Raw genomic sequence first — 22311 nt, forward strand, 5'->3', positions numbered from 1 at the left:
CACTAAGCAGCGCGCTCGATAACATGCTCCGCAGCTACAATCGCTGAATCCGTAGCGAAAACCGCCAGATCACGACGGGAAGCCTCAAATTTCAATTCTTCCACAAAGTCACTAAACACAGAGCTTTCAGCACCTGCTTCCTGAGCAGGTGCTTTGAGCACCAACTCGCAAGTTTCAAGCGGAAACAACTGGCTTTCATCTCTGAGCCGGTCTAGCTGCCAAAGTTTACTTTGGGCCCGGATCAGTGCCTGTTGAATACCTTTCTCACCGTATACTGCATCGAATTGGGCTGCATAATTACCTGCGATAAAGCCGAATTTCATGGGCAGGCCATAACCTCTAATCGTGACACTCCGTTCGAAGAACTCCGCAAGCTCACCTCGCCGCCCTGTCACTGCATCATAGATACTCTTGCGCCAATCCTCTGGCGCAGAGCGTTCTGGCCTCGCAGGTTCTTCGCTGTTTTCCAAAGACATTGCCAGGCTGATTGAAGACGAGCTTTTGGACGCCACTATCAATGCATCCTCGATGTTTTCGGCCAATGACGACTGCAGGTCTCCAAGATAGAATCCTTCCAATGGCGGCAGCCAGTCGCCCGTCAATGGCTGTCTGGAGTAGAATTTATCTGCTCCATCCACGCACAGGGACAGTGCATCTGCGATCCTCGCCCCCATTTCGAACCCGTATATTCTCTTCAGCCTTGAGGACGGTACCAACCTGGCAGCAATCAGCGCCTGGTCGTGCCCCTTTAGTACGAGTCCAACCGTTATCCTCTCTCCGGAAAAGGGAATAGGCTCGACCTGAAGACTGCGCCAGGAAAAAGCGTAGTCCGGTAAAGTAGGGAACTGGAATGTCATGGTTTTTCCTCTTTCAGCTCCGTAGAGCTGATGTAATTTTCCAGTTTCATGTTCAACTGTCTTATCCCCAAACTTTGCGTCAATATGTCAGGCATATATTTAATTCGACTACTCAAAAATCGAATATATTTCTCGACATGAATATTGATGCCATAAGTCGCCACATCCGGTAGCAATACGTACGTTCGGACATCATTCCAGTCAATATTGTTCAGCCTCTCAACTACAGACAATGCATCTCGTCTGATCCTATGCAATTCCAGCTCAGTCCTTCCGTCCGCCAAAACGTGCAAAACCTGTGAGTAACAAACCTCTTCTGGTTGTGCACTATTTGGTAGCGCCTCGTCATGGTCGATCATCCAGTACGTGCGGATGTCGGAATACAGTAAATTTTTCGGCAGACGATCTGTATTAAAAATCCACTCATCAAATACGCCACAGACCAGCGCTTCGGGCCATCGATTAACGACTTCATTAATCTGGTCGTTCGCTATTCGAAATGTCGGGTAGAATTCCCGCTCCAAACCGAAAGCCAGATTATGGCGGTTGCCGGCACGATGCCCTGGGACATACGATGGTTCCACGTAAACATAATACGCCTGCCTAATTGGCAAACCGAGCATCCGGGCAAGAACCGCACACAACACCTCACGAGCTATATCCTCCAGTCTCAATAATTTGAGAAAAGCTTCTCGACGTACGTTGGAGGTATCCCTTATCGCAGCCTGGAAAGTCGTTCCTTTGCGGGTTTCCTTGGCACGCAGTGGTGGTATCGCATTCGCAATTTGCACCTCAGGATGATTGATAGCCATAATTGCCTTTTAAGCTCACCAGGCTCGCACTGACTCTAGTCACAACATAGTATGTGCCACGGAACCGAGTGTAATGATTGATACAAGCCTGTCAAAGCATAAGCCTGTTGAATAACTGTGGATAAGTGCTGTATAAATACCACTGTTCATATATACAGTATTTTGTTGATTGGTTCTACTCGTCTCGAACACATGTATTAATTGCCTGTTTATGCACGACATGGAATCATGGGTCACATCTAATCGGACATCGAAAGACAATAACCATCGATGAAATCACCAACGCCCTGTCACCTGACCAGGGTATTGTCGATTGTGATGGCAGATACCCTGGATCGCTTTCATCTGCTAAAGTGCAGCAGCCTATGAAACCAACAAAGCTGATCTGTCATGACAGGCTATCCGCGATACTCACAGACAGAAGAACGACTTAACGTTAGTTTGCACGCACTCGGTTTTTTGCTGAGTGTGGCGGCACTGGTTGCGCTGCTGCTGCGCGCCAGTGCCCTGGATTCGATGCTGGTGCTGGTGAGTTTTGGCCTTTTCGGTGTCAGCCTGGTCCTCCTCTACGCCATATCCACTCTTTACCACAGTACGCAGAATCCGCGACTGCGCAGCCGCCTGCGCGTAGCCGACCACGCCAGCATCTATGTGCTGATTGCCGGTACCTATTCCCCTTTTGCACTTATTGTTATGCAAGGCAGTATCGGCTGGACTATTTTTGCAGTCTCCTGGTCCATGGCGCTGGCAGGCATTGTTCTGAAGCTGTTTTACACCGGCAGGTTCAGTCTGCTGTCAACATTGCTTTACGTCTTCATGGGCTGGATTATCCTGTTCGCGATCCAACCCTTACTGGCCAGCTTTGGCGGTCCAGGTCTCAGCTGGCTGATCGCTGGTGGTGTTTCCTACACCCTGGGCGCGGTACTTTACAGTATCCGGCGCCTGCCGCTTAATCACGCCATATTTCACCTGTTTGTATTGCTCGGCAGTTGCTGCCATTTTGTGGCGGTGTACTTTTATGTCGCCTGAGTTGCGGCGCCTGGCATATTATGGACAATGCCCGGATGTCCGAAATCATGCGCCATAAGCGACGCTTACCACCATGAGGTCAATGTGAACAATTCACCCACTTGTCCAAAGCATTTTTTACCTCATAGCCAGGTAAAAATTCTTGCTCCAAACGTCCCAGCTCTTGCAACAGCAAATATCTGTAAAAGTCAGCTTCCTCGCCACGCAAAAAATCAGGAACACTGAGTTGAGCAATTTTAGGCTCTGCAACAGCCGAACCCGGAGCATATCGTTCAAAAAGTTCCCGAGTCATTAGCAGAGGATAAATCTCCGGATTGTACTGACGCGCCCTGCTCAGCATAAGCATCCCCCAGGTATCCATATCCCCCCAATACGCTATCGATTTACCAGCAAGGCACGCAGAGGCGAGCCACCGCAAGTCCAATCCTGCCCCCAACACGGCAATCGTGTCTGGCAGTTCCGGCAGAAGGTGCACACATTGTTCGTTCTCCACAACAAGGACTCGAGCGCACGGTAGTTCCGTCTCACTCAACTCGGCAGTTGTCAGCCGCAACCGCCGAAACGGCAGAATTTCGGTGCCCAGCGGGGCCACTAGCACCCAGTGATTACTTTCGTCTAATGCATCCAGAAACGTCGCAAGTCCCAACTTCGAAGTTTCATTGCCGAAGCGTTCATCAAGCAATCGGGTGATCAAACTGACATTGCGCTCGATAAACTTGGTATCAACGCCGTACTCGGACATCAAGCGAAGTGGTCGACCCGCTGCACAACCCGGCTCCAATTGCATCGCCAGCGTTGCAACCGCAATAATTTCGTCAATGTCTTTGTTGAGCCACAATGATTGCCTGGCAACCAACAAGGGGTGGAAAAGTTCATCAACGCCTTCGATCAACCGTTCAAGCTGGCTGTACTCATTCTTGATTTCCTTGTTTTCAGTTGCAGCAATCCACTCCGAGGGCGACTCCAATATCCAGGTAATGGGAACGGTTACCGGCGTGCTGCCAGCCCGATATCTGACCGTTTCCCAGACAACTTCCCCGACACTGACCTGGCGCCACTGTTCTACATGTCGCTGAACCGCATTCGTCTCTTGTGAGAAATTACCGGGTGCAGGTTTACCAATTGCAAGCCTGATCGGCCAGGCATCTGGATCAAGTAATCGCTCAGAGCGTATCGAGTTGCGACGCCACTGCTTCGCCAAACGCAGGGACAAATCAGTCGGCGATTTCATGACGGTTCGCAGCCCGACTCTGTTTATGCGCCTCCAGCTCCTCCCAGCTCAACGAGGTAAGGCTGGATGAGACACCGCGTCGATGCACAACAATCGCAGAGCGTGTGTGATGTCGCAACAAACGCATTTCCTTGTTGGGGGTAATAAAAACCGCGTGCAAGCCGAATTCGCAGAGTGCAGCAATAATTCGTCCGGCAACCGCATGTGAGCTTCGAGAAAACGCTTCATCCAGGACGATGGTTCCGAACAGGGGGCGACTGCTCCCGTCCGGGCACAGTGCGTAGCTCAAGGACGCAGTTAGAACGTAAGACGCAATGATTTCCTTTTCTCCGCCGCTGCCACCTTGTGATCCGGTCCGGGTTTCAACAACCTGACCAGAAACTCGGTCTATCACTGACACGGCAAATTCCAGGCGATATCTCGGATCCAGCAGTGCCTGCGCACCTTGCGTGCGGGAGCGTTCGCAGGCGTCTTTCAACAAGAGCACCAGTTCTTTGAGCGCCTTATAGTGGCTTTCACCGGCATCGTCTGTCAGGCGTGCAGAATTGAGCGCTCGCTGAGCCCGTTGCAAGCTCCGTAGACTTTCATGCACAACTTTTTTCGCCACCAGTCGCAAATACTGTCCGGGCTGAAAATCTACTCGCCGCATCGTACTGTTCAGATCTTCCAGCCGCTCTTCAATTATCGAGACCTCATTCTCAACGTGACTCAACAATTGTGTTACCCCCTCATCGGACGAGCGATTCAGGTAATCAAGGAAGCGCTTCAGTTTTTCTGGCAAGGCTTCTTCAGTCAGGACGTTCAGCCGCTCCAGATATTGGGGAATGTCTTCCAGGTCTCGGCCCACCTCGGCCAGCGCACCTGTGTCTTCTTTCTTGGCATCGGACATCAATTTCGTCAGATTCTGGACGGTGTCGGCAACGGCAGTGCTCAGGCTTTTAACTGCCTCCTGCACGCGATCCCGGTAGTCACGCTCGATATCGTGGATATCAACCAGTTGCCTGACAGCGATCGTTGGCAGATGCGAGCCCGCCAGCTCTCGTTCAGCATTCGTCATACCGCTCTCACAGACCTTGAAAGCTCTCAGTTTGGATGTTTCGGTCCACTCAAGGTCTTTTTTGACTCTGGCTGCGTCACCAATAGCAGCCTTGTGCTGCTCTTCAAGCTGAGTTTGTTCGTTCTGCGCTTGCTGCAGTGCATTTTTCGCCGCGGCAAGATCAGAATCCGGCTGACTCAATGCCGCCAGCTTGCGTTGCAACTGTTTCAGTTCGCGCTCTGCTCCCGGAAGGTCGATGGTATCGAAAACAATTGAAAGCAGTTGCTCCAGTGCTTTTTCCTGACCTTGCAGCGTTGTTACAACGCCCTTGGCCTGCTCAAACGCCTGCGTGGCCTGGTTCAACTCTTCTGTTACACGCGATATCTCGGTCCGCAAAAAAGCCAGGCGATCTTTGTTATCAAAGCCCGTCATCCAGTCTTCATGCAGTCGCTTCTGATCCTGCTTGTCGAAAAATCGCGCCTTGCCCGACATCAAGCCTTGTGCGGTCATTGCGTGCGGGGTTTCACGAAGTTGGTCCGGAGAACTTACACAGTGGCGGTCGTTGTCCGCCAATAAAGCCTTCACCGCTTCCCGGTAGGGGTGCTGTTTAAAATCCAGTTTTCGGGTATATCCGTCGTCAAAAAAACGCGGCGTCTTCTCTGGCTCTTTGACTTCAAGCAAGCGCACATGCAGGCGATTGTCTCGCGCATTGACCCAGCGCAATGCTTCTTTTGCAGACGCTGGCGGCACCAGGACACGCAGGCGATGGCTGCCCAGGGCACGCTCGATAGCACCCCGCCAGCTTTGCTGATCAGCCTTGATCTGCACCAGTTCGGCCACAAACGGTATAGCAGCCTCTGGCAAATTCAATTGTTCCGCAAGCGCAGTTCTAAAGGTCTGGAACTGAGCAGGCAGATTCGAGCCCGGTCGTTTGATGACCTCCGCTTCTTCTGTCTTTAATTGTTCCAGCTCGGTCTTGATAGCCTGCTCATCCGCGCCCTGGCGGTAGGCATTATTTTCGGCGGCCTTTATCTCCTGCTCCAGGATATCCAGACGTGTCCTGGCCTCCCGCTTATTGGCATCCAACACCTCAGCACGCAAGTCCTCGCTCAGATCTAGATTACGGACGAGCCTTTGATACTGATCAGCAGCCAATTGCCGACTACCACAGTTCTTCTGCCAGTCGCCGATACGGTCATTCAGATCATCGATGCTGGCCCCACCGATCTGCAAATAGGCTTGACGCAAGTCGTCAACGCGTTTCCGGTGCTGCGTCAGCTCAATTTGTAATTGTTGCTGAGTCTGCTCAGCATGCCCATGCGCGTCACTTAATCTGTCTGCTTCTGCGCGCCATAATCGATATGCCTGCTCCGCAAACCAGACAGGCATCAGCCTGCTGATCTCCTGCTTTTCAGACAACTCCTGCTGCAGCGTCTGATAACGCTGCCAGGCAGTGGCAATTGGCTGCAGCGATCGCTGCTGCCTGCGCGCTGTTTCCAGCTCCTGATGAATCTCTGTCAGATCGTCAAAGCTATTGGCAACCTCAGCGGCACGATCAAAAGCAGAATGATCGTCCAGCACCAGCTCGCGGAAGATATCATCGATGCTGTTGAGCTGTTTCAAGCCTGCCGCCCGGTTAAGCAGTGTGAACGCATTTTCACCGACATCAAAATAATCCCGCAGCCGTGCCAGGAATGCTTTTTTGCTGGGATACACCCAGATACCAGTTGACTGTTTCTCCTGTTGTCGCAAGGCGCGCATACCGCCCTCATGATGCAACATCAACCAGTGTTCAATTGTCTGCTCCGGCGATACAGCAAACAGCCAAAGACGCTTCATGTCCGTCGCAGCTGAACTGCTGTCGTCAAACCAGAACAGGGCGCCCAGTCGCACTGTATGCTCCTGACTGGCCAGCGTTGCCGAAATAGCAGTGATGGTTTTGCCCTGTCGGGCGATGTGTGACTGAGCCGCGCCTCCATCGCCCGGACCGGAAATGCCTCGGACATAAGACACCAGATCGCGATCACTTTCATGCCCACCGGTCGACGCCAGGTTGTATCTTGGATTGGCACATAACAATGTCATCAGTGCGTCAACCAGGGTGGTTTTACCACTGCCTGTTGGGCCAATCACCGCCGTGCCTGCACCGTCAATAATGGCCTGGTGTCGCCCCTGAAATCCGCCCCAATTGAAGAGCTCCAACTGCGTCAGCACGTGTGTCTGATCATCAAATGCAAATCCGGCCTGAGTCATTCGCCTGCCTCCGCTCCGGTTTGCCCATCATCGCCTCTGTAATCATTATGACCTGGCATACCCGCCTGTGTGCGCAACCACGCCAGCATTACCTGCAAATTCTCGGGATTGGCGAGATGAGCAATGATTGGCCGAATCAGTACACGGTCATGCGCGTCAGGTGCACTGACCAGACCATGTCCCTTTAATGCATCCAGCAGCGCCATGACCCGGTTCCGTTCGCGCGCGTCACTTCCCATGTCGCCCAGGTACACCTGTAGTTCCGGGATGAGCTCATCCAGCGCCACTCGCGCGTCACTGGCGCCGGTACCACTGGACTGTTCATGAGCGATAAACTGCCGACGCAGGATAGCGACCAGTAAGGATTGTTCCAGATTGAGACGTTGTCGGCGTACCAGCGGGTGTGACCATTCGTCTTCATCCGCGGCATCTTCATGGCGAACAACAACAAAAGCCAGGCCACGCACGTCATCAACCGCCATCTGCAAATCCAGCGGTTCCAGTATTTTGTTCAACGCATCTGGATGATTCAGCGCATGGCGATACAGATTCGGCTTCTGCGCCTGCTCCAGGAGTCCATACTTAAGTAACTCCTGGGCGGCACCCCGTATACCTTGCGGCGTGCGCTCTTCCTCCTGGGATGCGGAAGCTGTCGATACGGATTGCGCAGCCTCCTCTGGCAGCGCGGCATCGTCGGTCGAACCGCTTTCCGGCGTTTCATCGACACGAGCCCCTTGATCCGCGGCACCGGTGATTCGATCAAAAATGCCTGCCATGCTTAAAGCTCCCAATCAACTTTGGCAAGTGCTTCGCCATCCATCGCTGCGTATGGTAAATCAAAGCGCCACGGCCGCTGTTCCTGGTCCACCACTTCAATTTTCTCACGTTGCTCATCCATCACCTCGATTCCCGCCTCCCGCGCCATACCTATCCACAATGCAAAGGTTTCAAGGTCATGGCTTGGCGGCAATAAGGCTGCCAGCTCGCCCAGACTCAGAGGTTTACCCTGCTCACGCAGCGTAGCCAGCGTTTCATTAATCAAGGCGTCTCGGTCCAGTCCATCAAAGGCGTCCCAGAAATCATCGGCAATCTCATCAAGCCCGGCACTAACCACTCGCAGATCTGGCTCCGATGCCGCGCTGTCATCACCGGCCTTAAAACGCAGACGCTCTATGGCTGGGAACGCTCCAGCGCCAATTGCGACTGGCGGCAATGGCACAGCCTGACGTCGCACCGACTGGCGTTGCCAATCCAGATTCATGGCTGCCGTAAAAAACTCATTCAACAACTGACCTACACGGTGGTGCTCCGCCGCCAGACCGGTCTTGAGAAACCCCTTAACATCACGCTCGCTGCGGGCGCGCGCCTGCAAGACCGACTCCGATTCCTTTACCAGTCGCACCACCAGCGATCGCAATTCGCTTTGTTGCGGCCGGGCCAGTGCTTTGGAAACAACGGGGTGACGCAGGATTGTACGCAGACGCTCACGCATATGGTCCAGTTCAATAGACTGGCGTAACTGTTGTTGAAAACTGTCGAATACCCGACCTTCTGGTGTACTCAGCAGCTGCTCATGGCCCTCCAGCAAGGTATCAACAATCTCGCCTCTGTGCAGTTGGTCACTGATAATTGATTGACGCAGTGCACGGTCAGCGTCACGCCAGGAGTCCTCAACCCGACGGAAGTCTGCTCGCAAACCGATCGCCAGGTTATAGACTTCGCGAATACCCTCGATGGCGCTTGCTTCATCAAGCACCGGAACATTGCCCAGTTCCGCCTGCTGAAGTTCGTGCTCCATCGATTTGATGCGTCGTTTCAAACTGGCAATGCGATTGGCTGGATTGGGATTAAGGCCCATCTCCAGATTTTCGATTTCGCGTTGCACCACCGACAGGCGAGATGCAGTTGAGGTCATGATCCGACTATCGAGAGACTCAATAAACTGTATCGCAGACTCCAGCGCGTCGGTCGCAAAAATCCGCCCTTCCCGCTCAACCACCAGGCGACGCTTTATCCACTGGCGCAGCTCCCTGCCGGCCTGCTGCTGAGTGCTATCGGGATCAATATCGTACAACTCGTCGCTGGCATAGGCCTGCAACATATCAGACATTGCCTGCAAGGCATCCTCCATCAGAATGCCATCTTGCGCCTGATCAAACAGCGTTCGCAAACAGCCCAATACCAGCGGCGCCCGGCGCGACGCCAGTAACAGCCATGCAGGGTGCTGATTTCGGGCAGCGACATAGCGCTGTGTACGTTGTTGGGCGGTTTCGCTCATTTAGTCGCTCTCTAAGCGCGGTATGCTACCACCAATTAGACGGCTTGCCACCCTACAAATGGACGCTGGAAAAACCAGCAAACGGACGCTACTATAACCTGCAAATGGACGCTGATAAAACGGGCCGACGACGTGACCACTGACCTCTTTCCCAGAGCCATCAAAAACCGACTGCAAACAGCACTCACCGACACGCCTGTGGTTTGTCTGTTGGGGCCACGGCAAGCCGGCAAAACAACACTCGCCCGCAGCCTGGCGCCTGAGCGCGCATATTTCACACTGGATGACAGCGCGATCTGCCAGCTCGCCAATGACGATCCAGCCGGTTTTGTGCAAAGCCTGCCTGCGCAGGTCACACTGGATGAGGTGCAACGCGCGCCGGAACTGTTGATAGCCATCAAAAGTACGGTGGATCAACAGCGAACACCGGGACGCTTTCTGCTCACTGGATCAGCCAATCTGCTGTTGTTGCCAAAGATACAGGACTCGCTGGCAGGCCGCATGGAAGTGCTGCACCTGAATCCTCTGTCCATGGCCGAACTGCACCGCATGCCACCCACATTCCTGACCACCCTGCTGGAGGGTCGCTTCAGCATACAAATTGCTGAATCCAGCCCGGAGATCCCCGCGTTAGCGGAGTTACTGTGCAAAGGTGGCTATCCGGAACCTGTGCAACGGACGCTGGCTCGGGCGCGGCAGTGGCATCGCCAATACGTGAACGCCATTATTCAGCGCGACGTGCATGACATTGCCAATATCAACGACGAGGACTCCATGTCCCGCCTGATTGAACTACTGGCATACCGAACCGCCTCACTCTTGAACGTCAACAGCCTGGCCCAGGACCTGGGTGTACAACGGGAAACGATCGAAAAGTATCTCAGCGTACTGGAGCGACTGTTTCTGATCAGGCGCCTGCCTGCCTGGCACCGGAACCATGCAAAACGACTCATCAAATCACCCAAAATACATCTTGTTGATTCTGGCCTCGCCGCAACGCTCAGCAAACTGGCGCCGGCCGAGTGGCTGACACAAAGCACGGCCTTCGGGCACCTGCTGGAAAGTTTTGTACTACAGCAGACCGTCTGCCAGGCCAGCGCGCTGGAAGAGGAATTGCGTTTTACGCACTACCGCGACAAAGATCAGGTTGAAGTCGACATCGTCATTGAGCGGGGCCGTGAAGTCTGGGGGGTGGAAGTAAAAAAGGCGGTCACCGTGGACACCCAAAAAGATGGTGCGGGGCTGAAGCGGCTGGCGGAGCGGGCTGGCAGGGACTTCAGGGGCGGCGTGCTGTTGTATGGGGGTAATCATGTGTTGCCGCTGGTTCATACCGAGTGTTTTGCGTGTCCTGTTAGCCGGCTCTGGCAATGAGTTCCTGCGCCGGCGAATGCGTCGATAACATTCACACATGGCCATGTTGTGTCCGAACGACAGATTCATTCGCCACGCAGGTGCCGGTCGAAAAACGCCATTTGCGTTCTGAGCAGGTGAGTCTGCAGCGGAGGCGGACGGATACCGTGGCGCTGGCCTGGGTAGGTCATCATTTCGAACACCTCGCCGCGCTCCTGCAGCTCTGCGAACAATCGGGTGGAGTGATCAAAGGTCACATTGTCATCCGCCATGCCGTGAATGATCAGCAGCGGGGTCTGATAACCATCAAGATGGGCAAAGACCGAGCCGGCCTCATACCCTTCGGCATTGTCCTGCGGAGTCGACATGAAGCGTTCGGTGTAGTGTGTGTCGTATAGCGCCCAGTCCGTCACCGGCGCCCCGGCAATGCCCGCGGCAAACCTGCCCGGCGCCTGCAGCGTGGTCATCAATGTCATGTAGCCGCCATAGGACCAGCCCCACAAACCCACTCTGTCGGCGTCCACAAAATCGCGCTCCTGCAGCCAGTCCAACCCGGCCAGCTGGTCCTCAACTTCAAGAATTCCCATGCGCAGATGCAGCGGCGCTTCAAAGGCGTGGCCGCGGTTAGAACTGCCCCGGTTATCGACCTTAAAAAGCACGTAGCCGGACTGGGCAAGAATCTGATCGCGCAGTGACTGCCATCCCCTGGTGACAGACTGTACGCCCGGCCCGCCATACACCTGAACAATGGCCGGACAGGGCGTCGCTGCGGTGCAGTGGTCCGGCCGGTACATCTGCCAGTGCAGTTCGGTCTGCCCGTCTGCGGCCGTCAGCGTGCCATACTCGGGTCGGACATGGCGCGCCAGATACGGCGCGTAAGGATGATCCTGGTTCAGCGGGTTTTCCTCCACCCAGGCAATGCGTTCACCTTCCATGGAATACAGCGCGGTGTTGGGCGGTGTGTCGATGTCGGAGTAGGTGCCAATAAAACCTGTTCCGCCAGAACCGACCGATACGTTCCAGCGTCCTTCGCCAGTCGTAATACGCTGCGGTTCGCCGCCATCCAGGTTCACTGAATACAGGTGGCGCTCCAGTGGTGTATCCGTCCAGCCGGAGAACCAGACAATACCCGCGTCCGCGTCGACGGCTTCCAGGCTATCGACCACCCACTCACCCGATGTGATATCGCGGGCTACGCCATCTGCACTGACATGACGGATATGGCGAAAGCCGGATTGTTCGCTCAGATAAAGCAGGCCGCCCCCGGCCAGTGTTCGCAGATCGTGCTCCAGATTGATCCAGGTATCTGCCTGCTCTGTGATACGTCGTCTTGTGTCTTCAGCACCCGTGCTCGGATCAAGTGCCAGCAGGTCCCACTGCGTCTGCGCCCGATTCTGGCGCTGCACCCATAAGGTCTCGCCAGCCGCGCTCCAGTTGACGCGACTGAGGTAGATGTCGGTATCGCTGCCCAGATCCATCTCGCGTATGTCGCCAGAGCCAAGGTCGATGACGTGCAGTGTCACCAGTGCGTTGGGCGTGCCGGCGCGCGGATAACGCTGCTGCGACACCAAAACGGCGTCGGCCGAAATGCCGAAGCGATCCACCACCATTACCGGGCTTTCATCAACGCGTGCAACCGCGAGGCGACTGTCATCGGGCGACCACCAGTAACCGGTGTAGCGGCTCATCTCCTCCTGCGCAACAAACTCGGCCATGCCCCAGCTGATATCACCGCCGCCTTCGGTCGTCAGGGCACGCTCTTCCCCGGTAGACAGATCATGTATCCATAGATTCTGGTCGCGGATAAAAGAGACGAAGCCGCCGTCTGGACTGACCTTGGCGTCGGTCTCAAACGCCTCTGTTTCGGTCAGTCGGCGGGCTTGTGCGCTTTCCACATCGACGTAGAACACATCGCCGTCCAGAGGCACCAGCACCGCTGCGCCTGTTTCGTCCCATTGATAGGTCACCACCCCGGAAGACGTGATGCGCGATCGCTCGCGGAACTGAATTTCAGCCTCCGTCAGCTCGCGCTCTTCGGGTGCCAGCTGGCGCGCATCGACCAGTACATAAGCCTCGCCGGTGCCAACATCCATTGCCCACAGATCCTGCACGGTGCGGTCATCTTCTTTTGCGCGCAGGAAGCTGATGCGACTGCCATCGGGTGAGAACTGCACATTGCGGGCAGTCGGGCCGGTCAGATCTGGCGAGCCGTAGAGTCGCTCGATGGTCAGTTGTTCACCGGGCCCGTCAGTAACCGGTGTTGCTGCCCGCTCGCAGGCGACAAGAATGAAGGGCAAAACAACAATCAACGCGCCACGCATGAAAACCTCGGTGTATCAGTATGTTAGATGGGGACAACCACATCCCCGCCATGGACTCACTTCCCGGCATTGTCCGACGTCACCAGCGACAGCCGGTAAACATCATGCCGCCGGTCTTTCATGGTGTGAACACTGCCATGCGTATGCAGTTCTTTTAACGCATCCAGGTCAACATCAACGATCAGCAACATTTCAGAGTTGGGTGTCGCTTCTGCCTTGATACCGGTGGTTGGAAAGGCGAAATCCGACGGCGTGAACAAGGCGGACTGGGCATACTGAATATCCATATTATTAACCCGCGCCAGATTGCCAACGGCACCTGCAATAGCGACATAACATTCATTTTCGATAGCGCGCGCCATGGCACAATGCCTCACGCGGGTATAACCATTTTGAGTGTCGGTCAGAAATGGCACAAACAAAATATTCATTCCCTGATCGGAGAGCAACCGGGCATATTCCGGAAACTCAACATCGTAACAGATCATAATGCCTATTTTACCGCAATCGGTATCAAACACTTTGACCTGATTGCCGCCCGACATCGCCCAGTTCCTTCGCTCTGCCGGCGTCACATGCACTTTGTCATATCTCTCCCAGCTTCCATCACGTCGGCACAGGAAACCACTGTTATACAGCTTTCCTTTTACGAGGTAAGGCATACTGCCGGTGATAATATTGATGTTGTAGGTGATCGCGAAATCGATAAATTTATCGCGGATACTTTCGGTGTACTTGGCCAGCTCGCGAATGCTCTGGGTAACGCTCAAGTGGTTGTATTGTGCCATAAGTGGAGCTGCAAACAGCTCTGGAAACAAGACAAAATCACTGCCGTAGTCCGAAACCGCATCAACAAAAAACTCCATCTGGTCAAACAGGTTATCAATGCCTGCCATACTGCGCATTTGCCACTGCACCAGACCCATACGAACCTGGGATTTTGGGGCATTGATCAACTTGACCGATTTGGTATAAAAAATATTTGACCATTCAAGCAAGGTGGCATAATCCTGAGACTCGACGTCGCCCGGAATATACCCTTTAAGCAATTTTCGAACGTGAAATCCATTGGCCAGCTGAAAGCTCAGTACCGGGTCGTACAGTTCTTTGTTTGTTACTTTTTCAATATACTTTTTCGCACTCAGCTTATCAGCATACTTGCCATAGTTTGGCATCCTGCCACCGGCCATAATGGCTCGCAAGTTCAGATTTTCACACAACTCCTTACGGGCATCGTAAAGTCGTCTTGCCAACCTCAAACCCCTGAAGTCCGGATGGATGAAGACCTCGATTCCATACAGCACATCGCCATCAGGGTCATGATTGCGAAAAGAAAAGTCAGTTACGATTTCATCGTAAGTATGATCATCGCCAAATTTCGCGTAGTCGATTATTAATGAGAAGGCACAACCTACTACTTTGTTATCAACACAAACACAAATTTGCCCCTCGGGAAATCGCGTCAACAAGGTATTAACAACCTCTTCAGTCCAGGTCAGCAGTGGGCCAACGTCATAGACCTGCTCGGACGCTTCTCGCAGCGCCCGCATATCATCAATAGTCAGATGGCGAATCTCGACATGATTGGCTTCCATAACTTCTCCAGAACAGACTGTGGGTGAGACAGCATACGCTATTGCCTGTTGCAACGGTACATGGAATCATACGGCTCAATAACCCTGGCCATCGACAGACAATAACCATGAACGAAATCATCGACGCCCTGAAGAAGTTCCAGACAACGGCTTAACGTTTTTCAGCTGAGTCGACACTGACTGTAACTAAGTCGTGTCACTTCATAAACAGACTTGTCCAAATACTCCACATGACTCTCGTTAAACAGCGCAACATTCACACCATCGCTCAACGAGCTCCGAAACACCAACCCGTCATAACCGCAGTTTTTGATGAATTCGCAAAGATACTGAGTCGGTAGATATTCGAGATCCGCCTCTCTGGGCAGCACCGGCCTGGATAACTCCTCTTCCAAATGCGTGAAAAATGCCATTTGATGTCGAAATTCCGGTATTTCCTCCTCCGCCAATGTCATAAACGGCGAGACGGTTCGACGTGGAAAACGCAAATCCACCAAGCGAGCGGCTGACCCCATTCCTAGAGATACGACGCTCACCCTGTCGCCAGGGTGTGGGCGAACCTCGGCGATCGCAGTTTCGGGGGTCGATGCGGCGTACAGATACGGAATGCCGATAGGATTCGCCCGTCCGCTCTTTGCGAGGAAGGGCGGTGGCATGCCTAACTCCGCGATCTGAAACTCACTCCCCGAATTCCAGACTCGCGCGCGAAACAGAGGGGTGCCGATTTCCATTGCAGGAACTTCCAGTCGATTGAGGAATACCTCAAGACTTTTTAAATCAAGGTTTTGCCTAAAAAAGAATCGGTTCTGAGTCAGCAACTCTGCTCGAAACTCAGACCATTTCATAACAGGTGATTCGCTGGTCGATAGAACCGGAATTAATGCACGATCTTCGTAACCGGCGTCATCCAGAATATCGCATAAAAGCCTTGACGCTGAGTTATCTTCCAGCGCTGAGAACATTTGCCAGTCCACCCTGAACCAGTCAAGCAATGTCCTCGCCTCCTCGGATTGCGATTCCAGATAGGCGGCTGCCACTGCCTGAAAGTCATCCCGCAGCTGGTCGGGCGTTATAACGCTGACGGTCGTCGCACCACAATAGGAACAATCACCCTTACGTACTGCGATCTTATTGATGTGTTCAGAGAGGTGTATATCGTCGAAGCATCCTGCACAACAATACATCATGTTTACCGTCCCAGTAGATGAGCCATCAACTCCATGTGATGCTGCATCGACAGCTTTTTAATGTACCCCAGACCCGGAAAATGCTGCGCCTGATGAAGTCGCAGGTATTCGGCGACAGCATTGGATCGAAACACTTTGGTACCGGGGCTGCTTACGTCCGCGACCAACTTTTCCAACGCTTCAGCGAACTTGCCGGCAGTGTCAGCGGCGGTGTCGTTACTCGTTGAAACGTAATGGTTGATATAAAGCTGCCCTTCGTCATCTGGTTCCGCATAGGTCAGGTGAATAGCCACCGCAAACGCAGGCCCGCCGCCGTCGCTGTAGTCATCACCAACGACCAGAAAATCACCAAAGGCCTCACCCGGCACCTCGCTGTAGGTCAGGTAAAGATCTGAATAGCGCTCCGACGCCGGGTAATCTGCGTTTCGCAGGGGCTTGTTAAACCCATCCTCAACAATGACACGTGTGATACCGGTGAAATGTCTGCGGTACATCCTGGCAGCTTGCAAACCAACAAATACGTGGGAGCTCAATTGCCCCTGATACTCAGCAAGCGCCTCGGCCAGCACCCGGCCATCAGAAAAACCCTTATGAATTATGGCAGTAGGCAACTCAAAACCAGCGAAGTAATTCTCGACATCCGCAACTGAGCTGTTTTGTGTCAAACACAGGCCGGCTTGAAAATCAGGGTAGCCCGCCAGCAACTCCTCAAATATCTGTTCGCGCAAATCCCCATTACCGTGAACAAGCTGCCCAACAGAGGGATTGGCAATGAGGATAAACTGGCAGTTATTTTCAATCAGCGCCGTCAGCGCTCTTTTTAATGCAGGGAAGTTCTCGCGCACAGGTTCGATAATCGGCACAAAACCCCAGCGTGCCATGTTTCCAGCCTGCTCCCGGAGCATGACCAACTCGAACTGCTTGCCGCGCAGATATGGGTAGTACATCGCAATCCCCTTGCTACATGACTATGCCAGAACAGCGCCTACCGGGCTGTTCAGTCGGCTGACAAATTGCTCTTGTTGCGCCCTGTTCAGTCGCAGCGACAACGCGGCTGCTTTCAGGCTGCATGGCAAACTATCCAGATGCTCACGCAAGCTCAGTGCATTACTCCGCAAACGCAGCACGCCCACCATGTAATCGTGTGCCAATTCCGGAGCGAGCGTGGAGAACAGTCGCTTGGCCTCGGTGTAGACTTTTGTATTGGGCAGCCCCTTCAGACAAATACCGAACTCATTGTTCAGAATGGTCAGGTACTCCTGCCTGGTCAGCGAATCAAACACAGCCTCAGGCTTGGTATTCCGTTTGTTGCTGGCAGGTGCCCGGTAATTGCCACGAACCCGGAACTGATAGCCTCTATCAGCCAATGTCAGGATGCCAACCTCCACCGGCAAAAACCTTTCGGCTGCTGCGAATAACCGCTCCTCAGTCACTACCGTAATATAGTCGAATATCCTGGCGTATGCTGACAATTGACTGCCAAGGCGCGTGAAGTCATCCATGGCGGTCTTGATTTCATACACATGGGACGTGCCATTGACGATCACGGCATCCGCCTTGCAGCCTGCCGCCCCGAACTCGGTCAGCATGAAGGCCGTATTCAGGTTGTGGACACCAAGAAAGCGCTTTTCTGCGATAGCGTTCTTGAAGACATACTCAAATCGGTAATCGCGAATGAGCCGTGAGAACAGTCTGTCGTAGAACTGACCGACTGTGTTGTCTAAATCAAAAAAACGATGGAGATTCAGCTGCCGGAAAAGCCGGGAGGCCAAGGAGGAATGGCTTGAAGAGCCCAGATCTGACAACACGCCAGGCGAGAAGAAACGCGCCAGCGTTGCCGTGTCGATTTGACACTCTAGATTAACGGCCAATTTCATATACAACAACCTTGAACACAAAGATACGAGAGCATTTAGAATGCGAAAATAGTGCGTTATAGTTCCCAAATACCATGAAATCTTAATATTTCAAAACTCATTTCTCTCACACAAGGGCTGCATCAATATGCTCTAATGCGGAAATGATTACATTAACAGTATGCCTATCGAACTCAGCGCGATCACTTTCGTCATGAGTACCTTTATTCAAATAGCGCCATTCACGTGAATCACCACTCACCCCCAATAAGGTATCAATAGGAGTCAAAACTGCCGATTTATTGTGGTCCAAAAAATCTTGCTTACCTATTTTACTCTTCAATTGCTCGGTAAGATTTCTGAGCTCTATTGGAGCTGAAGACGAACGTAGTTTTAGGCTGAGGTTGCCATCTCCGTACCTGGAAACGTATCTCCAGACTTTTCCTTTTGCTAGTGATTCTAGAGCTTGACGCGACTTGGTTAGTGCGTCTCTGATTTCGTTCTGGTTTATGTGCCCGCGAGCGGCAAGGATATAGTTCCGGGGAGCACAGTTAAAGTCTACCCGTATATGTGGATCTTCGAGACGAGGTAAAAAAGAAAATGATCTGGCTCGGCTAGCTTCTTGGGCAGGCAATAGATTCTGAATATCCTTAAAGAACTCTTCACCATGGCAAGTCAAAAGTATCTGTTTGTTTGAGAAATACTGATCCTCGAAAAGCGTCCGTCGAATAGATTCCCTATGGTCATCGTCAATGGCATTTACAGGGTCGTCAAAAATCAATACCGGAGCGTTTTCTTTAAGGTTTTTGGCCAGCAGTATTGCAAGGCCAAGGCATCGTATATGCCCTTCACTAAGTACATGCAGGGCGTCGTAGAATTGGTTGGGGTTGTTGCAAAAAGCAATTTTAAGGCGCTGGTTCTGTGTCAGTGGTAGCGTAACGTTTGCCAACTGTTCTGAGTTTGAGTCATTCCGGTTGAAAGCGTTATAAAATTTAACGACTATTTCCCCAAGGTCTGCGACTAACTGTGCAGGTAAATTATTACTGTAATTGCTCAACTTCCGAACGAATGTAGCATAGGCAGAAGTGATTTCCTGGTTCTTCGATATCACGGCTTGTTCTTCTTCAACATCTGCAATCAGTTGGGCATTTTCATTTTGGAAGTTGTCGATCAGTTGTTGAGCAGATGTAATTGCCGCATTTGCTGTCTGCCTGCGAGTTTGCAGTATTGTAATTTGACGAGAGTATTCACGAAGTCTAATCAGTTCAGATTGCTTGTTGCTTTTCTGTTCATTTGTTTGGTCAATCTTTTTGTCATTCTCTTCAAGATGCTGAACCTGTGAGGACAAGTGCTGCCACGGTGTGTAGCCATCAGCTAACCTACAAAGCATGGAATTCCACCATTCTATGCTGGGTTGACCGTTATCTTCTACTTCATATGGTTTAATGGGGTTGCTTTGCGGGTTGTACTTCAAGCACGCATTTATGATTTGCGAGAGGTGAAACAGGGATTGTCTTGCGCTTAGCTCAAGCCGAGTTGCATCTTGCTGGATAGCAGCCAACTGCTGAAGTTTTTCTAGCTCTTGGCCTGCATGAGTATATGGGTTTACGGCAACCTCGGTTAGAGGAGTTTTGCATGCGGGACACTCGCTTGAACTACTTTGTTGTACTTGCGAGACGGCTTCATATAGTTGTTTAAATGAAACCTGCAGGCTTGCAGCGGCTAGCTCATTTTGTTTTCCGGTCAGCTCTTGGATGGTTGTGGTAATACTATTGCCCAACGTTTCCAAGGCTATACTGGTTAGATTGCTTTTGGCTGCAACTGGTTGCTGCAGCTCGGTTTCAAGACGCTCAATTACCCCACGCGTTTCGTCATTACCATTGAGTTCTAGCACCATCTGACTAAAGGTAACACCTTCTCTATACTTATTGGCTAGCCCCAACTCCTCTGCGGCAATTTGTTGAAGGTCATTGCTGCAGCTCTGAAGTTGTTGTTGTGCACCAGTTAATGCCTGCCGCTTCTGTGTGAGCAACGCTGCCTTTCGTCCCTCCAGATCTATGTATCGGCCATCTATTTCTGCCGTGAAATTGCGAACAAATTCTGCAAAGGAGTCAAGACCAAATAAGGTGGAAATCAGTTCTGTCTGCTTTGCAGGTGCCTGGGCTGCAATTCTGGAGAAACTGTCTATACGATTTTTTTCGACAAAGCAAAAGCGATATGCTGTCTCGTTGGGCGCAACAGCTATTTCGTTGCCTTCGCCGTCGTCCCCGTAAATATTCGGCGGTGAAAACTGGTTTACATAAGCGTTCTTCAAATATTCATTTTGATCACGGAATCGTTTACTCTCAGCTTCAATAACGTTACCCAGCAAACCATATTCCAGCGCTTCGCAGAAGCTAGACTTACCGGTTCCATTTGGGCCATAAATCAGAACAAGGCGGCTTGCCAGATCAAAAACCTCCTGTCTGGCAAAGCCGCGAAAGGGGCCAACTGTTATGCGTTTAAGATGGGAAAGCTTCGGCACATGCCCTTCATTACTTGTGGGGATTGGCTGTATATCGGGACGAATTGTCTCCCAATTTTCTTGGGCCAGAGCAACAATTCGTTTGATGCGTTGGCCCTGATAAGTGCTCAGTGGCGCCAGCTCATCCAAATTAGCTGCTACTAAATTGCCCATTTTGCAGACAGCTTCAGGCACTGATGGATTATTTAATGTTTGTAAAAAACGAGGATATTCAGCTCTAATCATTTACACACCCTTTTTGTATGCCACGTCATAAAGACCGGATATCAATTGCCTTATGGTTGGGTGGTTGAGCTTTGCCGAAAGCGGGGATACGTAGTCCCTTCCTTGGTTCCAATGCAAGTTTGTGTTGTAAATCAACCCAAGCAGGAAGTAACTTTCCGGAATATCAACGCCAGTGTTAGCCACAAAATCCATTTTACTTTGGGTCTTCTTGGTCTCTAGGAATTCGTCTTTCTGGTTGTCCTGTACCAAAAGGCCATGGCCGAGTTTTTCAACAGCAATACGTGTAGCAAAACACACCGCGAGAGGATCGTAATTCTTGTTTCCCAGGTATCGGGCCAGCTCGCTCTGTGTGTAATTATGAAATTTCCCCGAACTCCTCCAGTCTTGCGGAAGGTTATTTGGCCACTCACATTCTGGAATCTCACACGGATCAATGTGGAAGTGAAACCAGTATTTTTCTAACCTATCCTTGATTTGCTCTTGACTATCTCTTGCTTCTATAAGCCGCAGAGTATTCTGTGCCTTGCCGGTCGGCTTTGCCAGAAGGTAATTGATTTGTATTTTGTGCTTATTGAAGCAAAAATCAAAGAATACGCCAGGGTCTAGGTGTGTCAGTATTATTGGATAAATTACTTGGTTACGTGCTTTGTATCCTTCAATAATTGAGGTGACGTAATATTGGAAGGCTACCAGGTTGGCGTCATCCAGATAGTCGAACACTTCGTCTATGACCAGTATGAGCGGTTTCTTGCTGCCCTCGTACAAGGTTTTATGGAGCTGAACCACAAGTGTGATAATGTCTCGCTGTCCGTTCGATAATTGGTGGGCTTTTGGGAAATTGACAACCAGCTCTTTCTTTTTTTTGGTTTCTTCAACTTTAGCCCATTGCCAGGTTGAGCTTTTGAAGTTGGCCAGCAAGTCTTGATAGTGAGCTTTGATCGCAACGTAATGTAGCCAGTCTGTCGCAGCGGAAAATGCCTTAGAATCGGCTGCGTGTAGGCTGGCGATCTGGTAAGCTGCAAAAAAGCCTTCAATCTCGGAATCAGCAGCACCATACTGGACTAATCTGTCCGAGATGCTATTTAAGAATGGCACTGCTCTGAGTTCATGAATACAGTTATTCAATATCCATTGGGATAGGACGGCTGCACTTCCATTCTGTTGGTTCACCTTGTCGACTATGGCTTGAACTGCTGCCTGAATGCGAACTTGGGTGAATTTTGATAGATCGACGCCCTGAATCGCATTCAAAAGTCTTGGGGCTTTTAATTGTTCAGAAATATTAGGAAGAATCTTTCCGTTTTGACCAAAGCTGGCTTTAGCCTCGGCGGGTTTATAGGAAAATTCTGCTTTTTCTGGGGTTTTGCAGATGGTTATGGGCTTGACTTCAATAGTGGAGGATACTGCCCCTTTGAAGTGCTTTTTCGCCTTCGGGGTGAGGCCGCTATTGACTACTAGAACATCGAATTGTTGTCGAATCTCGTTTTTGGTTTTGTCGGCGGCTAACTTCTGCCCGTCAACCGTAATACTAAGTTCCGGCGCGAGCCTATCGTTCTCTCTATGATGATCCTTTTCGGCGAGATCTATTCGCTTGGTATTCAACGACGAAAATGCGGTAGCGACCGAGCTCTTGCCAAAGCCATTGGGCGCAACTAAAAGATTGGGTTTGTAGGCTTTTAATTGCACTTTAAAGCATTCATGCGAAATGCCTTTGATGTTCCTTATCTCGATTTGGCTTATGGTCATCGCCTAACTTC

15 protein-coding genes are annotated in these 22311 nt (G+C 51.8%); 2 read left to right on the forward strand and 13 right to left on the reverse strand.

Annotated features, from left to right (window positions below):
- Positions 1-2: 2 nt before the first annotated feature.
- Entirely contained in the window at positions 3-857 is an 855-nt protein-coding gene (locus QGM61_RS01650) for a hypothetical protein (protein ID WP_281131628.1), read from the reverse strand.
- Positions 854-1669, reverse strand: a complete 816-nt coding sequence (locus QGM61_RS01655; protein WP_281131629.1) for a HipA family kinase — start codon at positions 1667-1669, stop codon at positions 854-856. Before QGM61_RS01655 ends, QGM61_RS01650 begins: the two co-directional genes overlap by 4 nt.
- Before the next feature lie 390 nt (positions 1670-2059).
- Between QGM61_RS01655 and trhA the strand changes: the two genes are divergently transcribed.
- Positions 2060-2698 (forward strand): PAQR family membrane homeostasis protein TrhA, encoded by a 639-nt coding sequence (gene trhA, locus QGM61_RS01660; protein WP_281131630.1) that lies wholly within the window; start codon positions 2060-2062, stop codon positions 2696-2698.
- Positions 2699-2777: 79 nt separating this feature from the next.
- Here trhA and QGM61_RS01665 read toward each other — a convergent pair whose 3' ends face one another.
- Genes QGM61_RS01665 through QGM61_RS01680 form a run of 4 tightly spaced genes read right to left on the reverse strand, consistent with a single transcriptional unit; the run spans position 2778 to position 9496 of the window.
- Complete coding sequence (locus tag QGM61_RS01665) at positions 2778-3929, reverse strand: Wadjet anti-phage system protein JetD domain-containing protein (protein WP_281131631.1); 1152 nt, start codon at positions 3927-3929, stop codon at positions 2778-2780.
- Positions 3913-7218 (reverse strand): ATP-binding protein, encoded by a 3306-nt coding sequence (locus QGM61_RS01670; RefSeq protein ID WP_281131632.1) that lies wholly within the window; start codon positions 7216-7218, stop codon positions 3913-3915. Before QGM61_RS01670 ends, QGM61_RS01665 begins: the two co-directional genes overlap by 17 nt.
- Positions 7215-7994, reverse strand: coding sequence for a DUF4194 domain-containing protein (locus QGM61_RS01675; protein WP_281131633.1), 780 nt, complete (start codon positions 7992-7994; stop codon positions 7215-7217). The genes QGM61_RS01670 and QGM61_RS01675 overlap by 4 nt, the downstream gene beginning before the upstream one ends.
- Before the next feature lie 2 nt (positions 7995-7996).
- Positions 7997-9496: a DUF3375 domain-containing protein gene (locus QGM61_RS01680; protein WP_281131634.1), complete on the reverse strand. Its 1500-nt coding sequence runs from the start codon at positions 9494-9496 to the stop codon at positions 7997-7999.
- 132 nt (positions 9497-9628) lie between these two features.
- Between QGM61_RS01680 and QGM61_RS01685 the strand changes: the two genes are divergently transcribed.
- Positions 9629-10867: an ATP-binding protein gene (locus QGM61_RS01685; protein ID WP_281131635.1), complete on the forward strand. Its 1239-nt coding sequence runs from the start codon at positions 9629-9631 to the stop codon at positions 10865-10867.
- 65 nt (positions 10868-10932) lie between these two features.
- Here the strand turns inward: QGM61_RS01685 and QGM61_RS01690 are convergent, their stop codons facing one another.
- The 7 genes from QGM61_RS01690 to QGM61_RS01720 all read right to left on the reverse strand — a co-directional run bounded on the left by QGM61_RS01690 (position 10933) and on the right by QGM61_RS01720 (position 22300).
- Positions 10933-13167: a S9 family peptidase gene (locus QGM61_RS01690; RefSeq protein ID WP_281131636.1), complete on the reverse strand. Its 2235-nt coding sequence runs from the start codon at positions 13165-13167 to the stop codon at positions 10933-10935.
- 56 nt (positions 13168-13223) lie between these two features.
- Positions 13224-14762, reverse strand: coding sequence for a bifunctional GNAT family N-acetyltransferase/carbon-nitrogen hydrolase family protein (locus QGM61_RS01695; RefSeq protein ID WP_281131637.1), 1539 nt, complete (start codon positions 14760-14762; stop codon positions 13224-13226).
- A gap of 161 nt (positions 14763-14923) precedes the next feature.
- Entirely contained in the window at positions 14924-15799 is an 876-nt protein-coding gene (locus QGM61_RS01700; RefSeq protein ID WP_281131638.1) for an RES family NAD+ phosphorylase, read from the reverse strand.
- A 152-nt stretch (positions 15800-15951) separates the two neighbouring features.
- Positions 15952-16896: a sce7725 family protein gene (locus tag QGM61_RS01705; RefSeq protein ID WP_281131639.1), complete on the reverse strand. Its 945-nt coding sequence runs from the start codon at positions 16894-16896 to the stop codon at positions 15952-15954.
- Positions 16897-16917: 21 nt separating this feature from the next.
- Positions 16918-17826, reverse strand: a complete 909-nt coding sequence (locus tag QGM61_RS01710) for a sce7726 family protein (RefSeq protein ID WP_281131640.1) — start codon at positions 17824-17826, stop codon at positions 16918-16920.
- Between the two features lie 106 nt (positions 17827-17932).
- Entirely contained in the window at positions 17933-20554 is a 2622-nt protein-coding gene (locus tag QGM61_RS01715; protein WP_281131641.1) for a chromosome segregation protein SMC, read from the reverse strand.
- Positions 20555-22300 (reverse strand): hypothetical protein, encoded by a 1746-nt coding sequence (locus QGM61_RS01720; RefSeq protein WP_281131642.1) that lies wholly within the window; start codon positions 22298-22300, stop codon positions 20555-20557.
- Positions 22301-22311 lie beyond the last annotated feature (11 nt).

This window comes from Pseudohongiella sp. SYSU M77423, assembly GCF_029911965.1.
Taxonomy (GTDB): Bacteria; Pseudomonadota; Gammaproteobacteria; order Pseudomonadales; family Pseudohongiellaceae; genus Pseudohongiella.